This is a genomic window from Roseobacter sp. HKCC-CH-9208, assembly GCF_037805125.1.
GTDB lineage: Bacteria > Pseudomonadota > Alphaproteobacteria > Rhodobacterales > Rhodobacteraceae > M30B80.
The window spans coordinates 1,749,644-1,760,633 of record NZ_JBBLYK010000001.1 but is presented as its reverse complement, the minus strand read 5'-3'; the positions used below and the strand labels follow the sequence as shown (position 1 = coordinate 1,760,633).

15 protein-coding genes, 1 tRNA gene and 1 other RNA gene are annotated in these 10,990 nt (G+C 56.1%); 8 read left to right on the top strand and 9 right to left on the bottom strand.

Annotated features, from left to right (window positions below; genetic code table 11):
• Positions 1-13 precede the first annotated feature (13 nt).
• A tRNA-His gene (locus tag AAC621_RS08850) sits at positions 14-90 on the bottom strand.
• Between the two features lie 140 nt (positions 91-230).
• On the opposite strand from AAC621_RS08850, the gene AAC621_RS08845 reads away from it, so the two are divergent.
• A complete protein-coding gene (locus tag AAC621_RS08845; protein ID WP_317655555.1) occupies positions 231-419 on the top strand; it encodes a DUF6324 family protein in 189 nt (62 codons plus the stop codon).
• Here AAC621_RS08845 and AAC621_RS08840 read toward each other — a convergent pair whose 3' ends face one another.
• Positions 420-878 carry an MmcB family DNA repair protein gene (locus AAC621_RS08840; protein ID WP_340254450.1) on the bottom strand — a complete coding sequence of 153 codons (459 nt, stop codon included), beginning with the start codon at positions 876-878 and terminating at the stop codon, positions 420-422. It abuts the gene before it with no gap.
• Between the two features lie 96 nt (positions 879-974).
• On the opposite strand from AAC621_RS08840, the gene ssrS reads away from it, so the two are divergent.
• A non-coding RNA gene (ssrS, locus tag AAC621_RS08835) (6S RNA) lies at positions 975-1,130 on the top strand.
• Positions 1,131-1,145: 15 nt separating this feature from the next.
• On the opposite strand, the gene AAC621_RS08830 is transcribed toward ssrS, so the two are convergent.
• From AAC621_RS08830 to nrdR, 5 genes are all read right to left on the bottom strand, one after another.
• Positions 1,146-1,457 (bottom strand): hypothetical protein, encoded by a 312-nt coding sequence (locus AAC621_RS08830; RefSeq protein ID WP_340254447.1) that lies wholly within the window; start codon positions 1,455-1,457, stop codon positions 1,146-1,148.
• A 111-nt stretch (positions 1,458-1,568) separates the two neighbouring features.
• A complete protein-coding gene (gene nusB / locus AAC621_RS08825) occupies positions 1,569-2,066 on the bottom strand; it encodes a transcription antitermination factor NusB (RefSeq protein WP_317655558.1) in 498 nt (165 codons plus the stop codon).
• 106 nt (positions 2,067-2,172) lie between these two features.
• Positions 2,173-2,763 (bottom strand): riboflavin synthase, encoded by a 591-nt coding sequence (locus tag AAC621_RS08820; RefSeq protein WP_340254444.1) that lies wholly within the window; start codon positions 2,761-2,763, stop codon positions 2,173-2,175.
• A gap of 175 nt (positions 2,764-2,938) precedes the next feature.
• Positions 2,939-4,048, bottom strand: coding sequence for a bifunctional diaminohydroxyphosphoribosylaminopyrimidine deaminase/5-amino-6-(5-phosphoribosylamino)uracil reductase RibD (ribD, locus tag AAC621_RS08815; RefSeq protein ID WP_340254441.1), 1,110 nt, complete (start codon positions 4,046-4,048; stop codon positions 2,939-2,941).
• A 6-nt stretch (positions 4,049-4,054) separates the two neighbouring features.
• On the bottom strand, positions 4,055-4,522 hold the full coding sequence (gene nrdR, locus AAC621_RS08810) for a transcriptional regulator NrdR (RefSeq protein ID WP_317655566.1): 468 nt from the start codon (positions 4,520-4,522) through the stop codon (positions 4,055-4,057).
• 276 nt (positions 4,523-4,798) lie between these two features.
• Between nrdR and rpmB the strand changes: the two genes are divergently transcribed.
• From rpmB to AAC621_RS08785, 5 genes are all read left to right on the top strand, one after another.
• Positions 4,799-5,089, top strand: a complete 291-nt coding sequence (gene rpmB / locus AAC621_RS08805; protein WP_340254438.1) for a 50S ribosomal protein L28 — start codon at positions 4,799-4,801, stop codon at positions 5,087-5,089.
• A gap of 175 nt (positions 5,090-5,264) precedes the next feature.
• Positions 5,265-5,627, top strand: coding sequence for a hypothetical protein (locus tag AAC621_RS08800; RefSeq protein ID WP_340254435.1), 363 nt, complete (start codon positions 5,265-5,267; stop codon positions 5,625-5,627).
• 33 nt (positions 5,628-5,660) lie between these two features.
• Positions 5,661-6,146 (top strand): copper chaperone PCu(A)C, encoded by a 486-nt coding sequence (locus AAC621_RS08795; RefSeq protein WP_340254432.1) that lies wholly within the window; start codon positions 5,661-5,663, stop codon positions 6,144-6,146.
• A 119-nt stretch (positions 6,147-6,265) separates the two neighbouring features.
• Positions 6,266-8,065, top strand: coding sequence for a translation elongation factor 4 (lepA, locus tag AAC621_RS08790; RefSeq protein ID WP_340254429.1), 1,800 nt, complete (start codon positions 6,266-6,268; stop codon positions 8,063-8,065).
• 40 nt (positions 8,066-8,105) lie between these two features.
• The gene (locus AAC621_RS08785) at positions 8,106-8,594 is read left to right on the top strand and encodes a cytochrome b (RefSeq protein ID WP_340254426.1); all 489 of its coding nucleotides are present in this window, start codon (positions 8,106-8,108) and stop codon (positions 8,592-8,594) included.
• Here AAC621_RS08785 and AAC621_RS08780 read toward each other — a convergent pair.
• Both AAC621_RS08780 and AAC621_RS08775 read right to left on the bottom strand, forming a co-directional pair.
• Positions 8,591-9,343 (bottom strand): alpha/beta fold hydrolase, encoded by a 753-nt coding sequence (locus AAC621_RS08780; protein WP_340254423.1) that lies wholly within the window; start codon positions 9,341-9,343, stop codon positions 8,591-8,593. The two genes, AAC621_RS08785 and AAC621_RS08780, sit on opposite strands and share 4 nt — an antisense overlap.
• A 42-nt stretch (positions 9,344-9,385) precedes the next feature.
• Positions 9,386-10,297: a pirin family protein gene (locus AAC621_RS08775; RefSeq protein WP_340254420.1), complete on the bottom strand. Its 912-nt coding sequence runs from the start codon at positions 10,295-10,297 to the stop codon at positions 9,386-9,388.
• Positions 10,298-10,469: 172 nt separating this feature from the next.
• Between AAC621_RS08775 and AAC621_RS08770 the strand changes: the two genes are divergently transcribed.
• Positions 10,470-10,979, top strand: a complete 510-nt coding sequence (locus AAC621_RS08770; RefSeq protein ID WP_340254417.1) for a hypothetical protein — start codon at positions 10,470-10,472, stop codon at positions 10,977-10,979.
• Positions 10,980-10,990: the final 11 nt, after the last annotated feature.

Sequence of the window (10,990 nt, the reverse complement as noted above, 5' to 3'; positions counted from 1 at the left end):
TGGGAGAGAGAGATGGTACCGCCTCCCCGGCTTGAACGGGGGACCTCTGGATCCACAATCCAGCGCTCTAACCAACTGAGCTAAGGCGGCACTGTCGGCGGAAATAGCCCCCTCGCGCCGCGATTGCAAGGGGTGGATGACGCGGATATTGTCATTCATGGCGCAAAGGATTAGGGCCTTTGCCGCGAGGGGCAATGCATCCGTGCCTTTTGTCATCTGGAGAGGAAGAGATGAGTATCAATAGCGAAAGCGATATCGCCGCGAATCTACAGATCGGGCCAACAAGCCTTGGGATGGTGCGCATCTATGTCGAGGCCGAAGGTGTCGACCTTCCGCTTGATTTCGATCCTGACGAGGCAGATGAGATCGCCGAAGAATTGCGCCTCGCCGCCGAAGCCGCACGCAAATCGCGCAAATAATCAATAACGCCCCATCGGGTCGCGCATCCGCGCCAAGCGCCGCGCGGCAGTCTGCGCCAGATCATGCGTGATCTTTTTGCGCCGCGCGGGGGCCAGTTTCACCTCTGGCCCCATGCGGATCACTTCGGCATCGTAATCATCCGCAAAGATCAGCCCAGTATCCTCGGGCAGAATTTCGGTTGGGAAATCGGCATCAACCGCCCAGAAATAGCGGTCACACCATTCGAGGTAGCCGTCCCATTTGCCGTCACTGCGAAAATCAGCCACGCCTGATTTGCACTCGATAATCCAAATTTCACCTTTGGGCCCAAGTGCGATGACATCAACGCGCTTGCCCCGTTTGGGGCAAAACTCCTCCAATGTGGTGAAACCAAGCCGCGCAAAATGCCGACACACCCCCCGTGCAAGACGTTGGCCTGCGGTCATTAAATCGGACGGGTGCGGATCAGAGGCAGTCATAGCCATATGATTGGAACAAATACGGAACAAAAGCAAGGCTTGGGTTGATCCCGCCCCACTTGTCGAAAGCCACGGAAAGACCTAAGTGAAGCGGTGACGGTTCTGCGCCATTTGTATCTGTGGCAACATTCCGGTGGCCTTAATCATTTCTGAGGGAGCTGGCTCTGTCACGGCCCTGGTCGCGTTACCTGGCACCCACCTGTATATGCAGGCTCTCGGGAATTACGCCTCTACGGTGGATGCGGTTCCGTCACCTCAGCCTTAAACTTAGCCGCGCTTATCCTCACGGATACGAACGGGAATTGGCTGCATCTCGGGGGTAAGGGCCCGATCACGGCGACCCTGATCGCCTTTGTCATCATCTGATAGGGTCATAATGCGATACCCGATTTGCGCCGAACCGAAGGTAATGGTGCAAAAGATATAAAGCATCACAACGGCAAGAACCCCATAGGCGCTGTTCGGAACCAGATGACGCAGATTGGCAAGGTTGAAACCCAACAGCATCGCAAAAAAGGCAAAGGCGATCACGGCACCAATGGCCGCATGGCGTAGAATGAAATGGATATGTTCTGGCATCTCGCACCTCCCTTTGCAGGATAATTTGGGAATCCCTAAAAAGAGGTTAGCGCAAAGAAACGCCAGTGCAACGGCGATTCCTGCGACAGATCGGCCGCATGGCTTTGGCGGTTAAAACGCTTCGGGGCGTGCTTCGCGGGCGATATGATCTAGCACGGCGTTCACGAATTTTGGTTCGCGCCCTTCGGGAAAGAACGCCCGCGCAATATCAACAAATTCCGTAATGATGACCTTGGGCGGTGTATCAGACCCAACCAATTCCGCCCCAGCCGCGCGAAACAAAGCGCGCAAGGTGGGATCAATGCGGTCAATCGGCCATTTTGCAACCAAGGCACGATCGGTCATTTGGTCAATCTTGGCCTGACGCGCCACAGCATCCTCAAGAAGCTGGGTGAAGAGGTCGATATTGCCCTCAGCCATTTCTTCGCCATCCAGAACCGCACCAAAGCGATGCGCCTCGAATTCGCGGCGCACGGCGTCCACGCTTTGGCCAGAATGCTCCATCTGGAATAGGGCTTGCACCGCGTATAGACGGGCTGCCGATTTCATCTGCCGCGCATTTTGTGGGGCAGTCTCTCGGCTGGGGGTGTCATCTGACGGGGTGCTCATCGGGCTTGTATCAATCCTTGGGGCGCGGCATCTCGCGCGCGCATCATCTGTCATAGGTCGCGCCGCATCTAAGGTGCTTGGCGCGGCGCGTCAACGCAGAGAGGTGTTAACCTTTCCAATCCTGCAATCGGGCGACGTAGCGCGCGAGCATATCAATCTCGATATTCAGGCGCGCGCCCACCGCCATTGCCCCCCATGTAGTGACGGATTTCGTGTGGGGGATCACATTCACACCGAACACATCGCCTTCCACTTCGTTCACCGTCAACGATGTGCCATTCAGCGCGACCGATCCTTTTGGCGCGATAAATCCGGCCAAATCGCGTGGCGCGCGAAACCGCATACGGGTGGATTGGCCTTGGTCATACATTTCAATCAGTTCAGCCACGCCATCCACATGGCCCGAAACGATATGGCCTCCCATCTCATCACCCAAGCGCAAGGCCCGCTCAAGGTTGATGTGATGCCCCTCGACCCAGTCCGAAATCGTGGTTTTCGATACGGTCTCGGCCGAGATATCGACCGCGAACCAATCCTCACCCAATGACACAACCGTCAAACAAACGCCGTCACAGGAAATCGAAGCCCCGATATCAATGCGTGTCGTGTCATAATGTGTAGAAATGCGCGCACGCAAATCCCCGCGCGGCTCTAATGCCGTGACCGTTCCGATATCTGTGATGATGCCAGTGAACATCGGCCTGCCTTTCGTTTGAGACCCTCTTTGTCCCTCTGCCTAGCGCCGCCCCTAAGTTAGAGCAAGAGCGTGCCCAAAAGCTGCGCCAAATTTGTGCCACAATTTAGCCCTACTGCAACCAACATCTGAGCGTATGATTTTTGTGGGATCGCCTCAATCGTCTGCGCAAAGCGTTTTAGACGCGCGACCATTGGCTGATAATATCCGCCCCAACCGCACGATGGGTAAGGCGCGAGAACCGTGGTGCAGCGGCAAGTTCAGAAATCCCTAAAGCACCAAGCGCGGGCTTCCCCTCGGCACCAATCAGGCTGCCTGCGGAAAATACGCTAAGACGATCCACCAAATCCGCCGATAATAGACCTGCGGCCAAAGCCCCCCCGCCCTCGCAGAAAACGGAGGTCAGACCTACATCCCCCAACGCCTGCAATGCGGCGTTCAACTCAAGATGCCCCCCTTGGGACTGGGCAAGCGAGATCAAATGCGCCCCTGCCTCGCCCCAATAGGCACAGGCCTCATGCGGGGCGTCTTGGCCATGGACAAGCCAAAGCGGCGCCTTCACGATAGAGGCTTGCAAGCGCCCCCCACGCGGCAAATCTAACCTGCGCGAAAGGATAACACGCAACGGCTGATGCGGGCTGCCAATATCGCGCAAGGTGAGGTCAGGGTCATCGGCCCGCGCTGTGGCGGCACCGATCATCACAGCATCATGGCAGCCACGCATGACATGGGTCATACTCCGCGCCTCAGGGCCCGTGATCCAGCGGCTTTCGCCACTGGCCGTTGCGATGCGGCCATCAAGCGTTGTTGCCAATTTCAAATGCACCAAGGGCCTGCCGCGTGTCACACGCATGAAAAACCCTGCATGGGCCTGCGCAGCTTCGGGCGCAGCAATATTGGTCGTCACAGATATACCCGCGTCACGCAGCCGCGCGATGCCCTGCCCCGCGGTGCGTGGGTCGGGATCATCTTGGGCGATGACCACACGGGCCACCCCCGCCTCGATCAAGGCCATGCTGCAAGGCGGGGTTTGGCCGTGATGATTGCACGGCTCAAGCGTAACATAGGCAGTCGCCCCCCGCGCGCCCTCCCCCGCTTGAGCCAAGGCTTGCGTTTCAGCATGTGGCCGGCCCGAAGGTGCGGTCACGCCCCGCCCGATTACCAAGCCATCTTTAACAATCAAACAGCCAACAGCAGGGTTTGGCCAAGTGCGACCTTGCCCGCGCTGTCCGAGTGTCAGCGCGGCCCGCATGAAGCGTAAATCTTCTTCCTGCGATGCCGCGATCATTGCGGCTTACCCCTCAGGGGGGATCGGCGGGCGCAATTCAGCAACGAAATCTTCGAAATCATCCGCAGCTTGGAAATTCTTATACACGCTCGCAAAGCGCACATAGGCGACTGTATCAATCCGCGCGAGGCTTTCCATCACGATCTCACCGATGGTTTTCGATGGAATATCCGTGTCGCCGATGCTTTCCAAACGCCGTACAATGCCAGAGATCATTTGATCAATTCGCTCAGGCTCGACCGGACGCTTCTGCATAGAAATACGAATGGAGCGTTCAAGCTTATCGCGGTCGAAATCTTCGCGCTTACCATTGGTTTTCACGACCACCAAATCGCGCAGTTGCACCCTTTCATAAGTGGTGAACCGTCCCCCACAGCCTGGGCAGAGCCTACGGCGGCGGATGGCGACATGGTCTTCGGCGGGGCGGCTGTCTTTGACTTGGGTGTCAACATTTCCGCAAAAGGGGCAACGCATGGTGGTTCCTTATCCCTGCTCAATATCCTGCATCTGGATGTTAGTTATCCACAGCCAGTCTAGGGGAATCAATAGGGATTGGGTAGAGGCAGGTTCAAACTACTGCATTTTGCGACAAAACTACGCTTTCCACGATCACGGACGGATGCAGAAATCTTGCCGATGAATCGCTTGACACCTGCGGCGAAGGCCCGTATCCCCTCGCGAGATTAAGGGGCGTGGAGCCTTCCGCGCCCTTTTATAGTTACATACCGTTCTTATGACGAGGATGATCCAATGTCACGCGTCTGCGAATTGACTGGCAAGGGGCCGATGTCTGGCAACAATGTCAGCCATGCCAACAACAAAACCAAGCGCCGCTTCCTGCCAAACCTGACGGAAGTGAACTTGGGCTCTGAAATTCTTGATCGCAGCTTCAAACTGCGTATTTCCAACTCTGCTTTGCGCACCGTAGATGCGCGCGGCGGTTTGGATGCTGTTCTTCTGCGCGCGAAGGATGACGTCTTGTCGCCCCGCGCCTTGAAGATCAAGCGCGAGATTGCCAAAGCGCAAGCTGCGCAAGCCTAATCATCGCTTATCGAGATCCTGACCTTCGCGGGTGAGGATGCTGCAAGAAACGCCCCCGACCCTTGGTTGCGGGGTGTTTCGTTTTATGCGGCAGCGCGACACCATCGCGCAGGGCCAGACATTATCTTTTGTGGTTTTGATTGGCGCCATGACAAGCAAGGCTTCCAATTGGCTGATGACAGCGCTGATTGCGCTGATGGTGCTAACGAGCAGCGCCCACGCCATGGCGCGCGGTCAAATGGTTTGGGGCGACTTAACCACATTATGCCTCGGGGCCGAGCAGGTCTGGATCGTTACCGATGCGCAGGGCTTGCCACTTCTGGATCAAAACGGGGCGCCTGTCGCGCACAAACACGCCTGCCTTGATTGCCATCTGGCCCATGCTGCCCCGTTGATCCTCAGCCCCGCTTGGCAGGCGAATGCAAGCTATCATAAATTTGACCAGACACGTGAAGCCCCTACCCTAATTAGGGCCTCTCTCCTCCGCCACAAACAGGCCCGAGCCCCCCCATCGTTCTGTGAGTTCAACCCTATTTGAATTTCAACACAGATCTGGATGGAGATATCCAAAATGAAAAAACAGTTTTTCGTCGCGGCAGCCCTCTGCGCGCTGCCCTCTTTTGCGTTGGCCGATATGGTCGTCAGCGATGCCTATGCCCGCAGCACAGGCCCCTCGGCCCCCACAGGTGCGGCCTTTATGCAAATCACCAACGATACGGGCCAAGATGACGTCATTACAGGCGTGATGTCAGATGCGGCTGCCAAAGTTGAACTACACACTCATATCGCCGATGGGGATGGGGTGATGCGTATGGTGCATGTCGAAGCGGGGTTTCCCATTGCAGCAGGCGAAACCATCTTGCTTGAACGTGGCGGCAAGCACGTGATGTTCATGGGGCTGAATGCACCGATGGAAAATGGCGCTGAGATCGAAGTGACGTTCACCTTCGAGACGGCAAGCCCGCTGACGGTGACCATCCCCGTTGATCTTGATCGCATGCCCGAAGGCCATTCCATGAGCGGCCACGGGTCGATGGGCGAAGGCCATAACAACTGATCCCGCAAACCCGCGCAGGCAGGGCATGTGCTTGCGCGGGTTTATCATCTGAGCCCTCTTTCCTATTGGCCCGCCTTGCGCTATCTGACCGCCTACTGCACGCATAGCCTAGGGCCAACATGACCGAGCTTTCTCGCATTCGTAACTTCTCCATCGTGGCGCATATCGACCACGGCAAATCCACCTTGGCGGATCGGCTGATCCAACTGACCGGCACTGTGGCCGAGCGGGATATGAAAGAGCAATTGCTTGACGCGATGGATATCGAGCGCGAACGCGGGATCACCATCAAGGCCAATACTGTGCGGATTGAATACCCTGCCAAGGACGGCCAGACCTACGTTCTGAACCTGATCGATACGCCCGGCCATGTCGATTTCGCCTATGAGGTCAGCCGCTCGATGCGGGCGGTGGAAGGGTCGCTATTGGTTGTGGATGCCAGCCAAGGCGTTGAAGCGCAGACCTTGGCCAATGTGTATCAGGCGATTGAAGCGGATCATGAGATTGTTCCCGTTCTCAATAAGATTGACCTGCCTGCCGCCGAACCTGAGCGGGTTTGCGAACAGATCGAAGATGTGATCGGGATTGATGCCTCAGACGCGGTCATGATTTCCGCGAAAACGGGTTTGGGCATCCCTGACGTTCTAGAGGCAATCGTCACCCGCCTGCCTGCACCCACAGGTGACGCGAATGCACCACTCAAGGCCATGCTGATCGACAGCTATTACGACCCTTATCTCGGCGTGGTCGTTCTGATCCGCGTGGTGGACGGCAAGATCAAAAAGGGCGACCGCGTCCGTATGATGAAAACGGGCGGGCTGTATCAAATTGACCGCCTCGGCGTGTTCCGCCCCCAGATGGAAAATATTGCAGAGCTCGGGCCAGGCGAGATCGGGTTTTTGACCGCCTCCATCAAACAGGTGCGCGACACCCGTGTGGGCGACACCATCACCCATGATAAAGGCGGCTGTGCGGCAGCGCTTCCCGGGTTCAAGCCCTCGATCCCTGTGGTGTTCTGCGGCCTTTTCCCTGTGGATGCCAATGATTTCGAAGACCTGCGCGATGCGATTGAGAAATTGGCCCTCAATGACGCAAGCTTTACCTATGAGATGGAAACGTCAGCCGCGCTTGGGTTCGGCTTCCGCTGCGGGTTCTTGGGTCTTTTGCACCTTGAGGTCATCCGCGATCGTCTCGAACGTGAATATGATATCGACCTAATCACCACCGCGCCTTCGGTGATTTATCATGTGCACATGCGTGATGGATCGATGGTAGAATTGCACAATCCCGCGGATATGCCCGACCTGACCTATGTCGATCATATCGAAGAGCCGCGGATCAAGGCCACGATCCTTGTGCCTGATGATTTCTTGGGCGACGTTTTAAAACTGTGCCAAGACCGCCGCGGGGTGCAGCTTGACCTAACCTATGCGGGCAACCGCGCGATGGTGGTCTATGATTTGCCGCTGAACGAAGTGGTATTTGACTTCTACGACCGCCTGAAATCAGTGACAAAGGGCTACGCAAGCTTTGACTATCAGATGACGGGCTATCAACAGGATTACTTGGTCAAAATGCAGATCCTGGTGAACGATGAGCCAGTTGATGCCCTATCGACCATGGTGCATCGTGATCGGGCCGAACAACGGGGCCGCATGATGTGCGAAAAACTCAAGGAGCTGATCCCCCGCCATATGTTCAAAATCCCGATCCAAGCCGCGATCGGCGGGCGCATCATCGCACGCGAAACCTTGGCCGCGCTGCGCAAGGACGTGACTGCAAAATGTTACGGTGGGGATGCAACCCGCAAGCGGAAACTTTTGGATAAGCAGAAAGCGGGCAAGAAGAAGATGCGCCAATTCGGTAGGGTCGAAATCCCGCAAAGCGCCTTTATCAACGCGTTGAAGATGGATGATTGAGGGCGCAGCAAGGCATCAACCTGATCGGAACAGAAAAGAGATGTCAGAACCACTGGGCTATAGCGGCACGCAGATTGCGCTGCATTGGGGGATAGCCGCCCTCATCATTTATCAATTCGTCTACCACGAAGGCATTGAAGAGGCCTATGAGCAGGCGCTTGAAACAGGCGTTTACGCGCAATCCTTGGGATGGGCGAGCCACGCCATTCCGGGGATTATAGTGCTGCTTTTGGTGATCTGGCGGCTTGTTCTGCGCCTGCGGTGCGGCGCGCCTGATGCCCCCGCCGAAGAACCCACGATTTTCGCGCGGCTGTCGCATACCGCCCATTGGGCATTTTATGCGCTGATGCTGGCCTTGCCGATCACAGGGATACTGGCATGGGGTGGTCAGATTAAGGCGAGCGCCGAGGTGCATGATGTTCTCAAGTCGTTTCTCATGCTTTTGGCCTTGGTGCATGTGGGCGCGGTATTAATGCATCAATTTGTCTGGAAGACCAATATCATGCAGCGCATGAAACGCGCAGGTTAGCCCAAGAACACCTTAAGGCTTTCCACAAATTCCCGCGGAGTGTCAGCATGGAGCCAATGCCCAGCTTGCGGAATTTTGGCAAATTTCGCATTGGGAAATAGTGCCTTAATGGAGGGGCGATGCTCGGGTAGAACATAATCGGAACGCCCGCCCGATAGGAACAAGATATCACCGTCAAAGGGAGTAAGATCCCCCTCCGGCCAGCCTGTGATCTTCGCCATTTCGCGCGAGAGAACATCTAAATTTAGACGCCAAGCCTGTCCCTTAGCGTCCAGAGATTGCAGCAAAAACGCGCGTACCCCTGCATCGTCCACATGGGCCTGCAATTGGCGATCTGCATCCCCGCGCGTCGCAACCGCGCCGAGATCGATCGCGCGCATGGCATCAATCATAGGTTGTTGCGAATGGCCATAGGTCACTGGGGAAATATCCGCGATCACGGCGCGGCGGATCAATTCGGGCCGCTTCAGTGCCAACATCATTACGGCTTTGCCACCCATCGAATGGCCAACCACATCGGCACAGGCGCCATGCGCCTCGATCACTTGGGCCAGATCATTGGCCAGATCAGGGTAGCTGTGACTGTCATACCATGGGCTTGCGCCATGGTTGCGCATATCAACGGTGAGGCAATGTCGTTCGACCCGTTTTGCAATCACACCCCAATTGCGCGCTGATCCATAAAGACCATGTGCGATCAAAAGAGGCGGGCGATCCTGCGGCGTGCCATGTTCGACAATGTTCAACATAGGCCGCTTTTTAGGGGATCCCCCGCCCCTTGGAAAGGTGACTTAATGTGCGGGCGCCACAAAGGTGCCATTGCGCAAATCCGCAATTGCTTGGCGGATTTCGTCTTGGGTGTTCATCACAATTGGCCCATGCCACGCGACAGGCTCTTCGATCGGTGCGCCTGAGATCAGAAGGAACCGCACACCTTTAGGCCCCGCCTGCACGGTGATCTCATCGCCTGTGCCAAATCGGATCAACGTGCGGTCGCCAGACATATCGCGAATGTTCACTTCTTGCCCCATGACCTCTTTTTCCAAAAGCACGCCTGTGGGTTGACTTGCATCTGCGAACGCGGCTTGGCCTTCGAAGACATAGGCAAAGGCGCGGCGATAGGTGTCGATGCGGAAGTTTTTCTTCACGCCCGCAGGGATCGAAACATCCAAATATTGGGGATCAGCAGCAATGCCATCAACGGGGCCTTTCTTGCCCCAAAATTCTCCAACGATCACTTTGACACGGGTGCCATCGTCATCAATCACCTCTGGAATTTCTTGCGCGGCTACGTCTTGATAGCGCGGATCCGTCATTTTCATAGATGATGGCAGATTACCCCACAGCTGAAACCCGTGCATTTGTCCTTTGGCATTTCCGAGCGGCATTTCTTGGTGCAAGATACCCCGCCCTGCAGTCATCCATTGCACCGATCCTGCCCCCAATTTGCCAGTATTGCCAAGGCTGTCTGAGTGCTCAACCGTGCCTGCCAGCACATAGGTGATGGTCTCGATCCCACGATGGGGATGCCACGGGAACCCTTTCTGGAAATACGCGGGGTCTTCGTTGCGAAAATCGTCAAACAACAAGAACGGGTCAAGTTCGGTTGGATCGTGAAAGCCAAAGGCACGGTGCAAATGCACCCCTGCCCCTTCCAAAGTGGGCTTTGCGCTGCGCTCTTCTACAACAGGACGGATCGACATGAGCTTTCTCCTTCTTATGCCCCACACGGTCTGCAGGGTCGCGTTGTGGATCAAACTAGTGCGCAGCCCCCACCATGACAATCTGCACAAATCCGCAAAAAGATGTGCATCTTTGCGAGGGCCAATATTCCATGTATGAGCAAGGAGCAGATTTCAGCGAAAGGAATGCTTCGTGGCCAAGAAACGCGCCCCACACGAGATTATCGGTTATATCGCCCCCAATATTGCCCGCCGCAGCTTTGCGGTGTTTTGTTTGGGTGGCCTGGGGTTTCTGCTGATCATGATTGCGGCCACAAACCCGCCCCAACATCTCTTCTGGCTCTTGCTATTAATTGTGTTTGGCGTGGGGTCATTGGGGATGGCCTATAAATTGTGGAAAGCCTCATCGCATAAGCTGATCCTGACCCGCGAATGTCTGCGCGAAGAAAATGGCCGCGTGTTGTTCCATATCGACAATGTCGAAAGCGTGGATCGTGGGTTTCTAGCGATGAAGCCGGCGGGGGGCTTTATCGTATTTTTGCACAAACCCGAGGAAGGGGGACGCGTTTATGCCCCTGGTCTTTGGCGGCGTTGGGGGAAATCTGTTGCCGTTGGCGGCGTCACTTCGGCAGGCGAAGCCAAAGCTGTGGCCGATTTGATCAAAATCATATTGGCGGAGCGGGATTTGGAGGCGGAATCCTAAAGCGCGAGGCC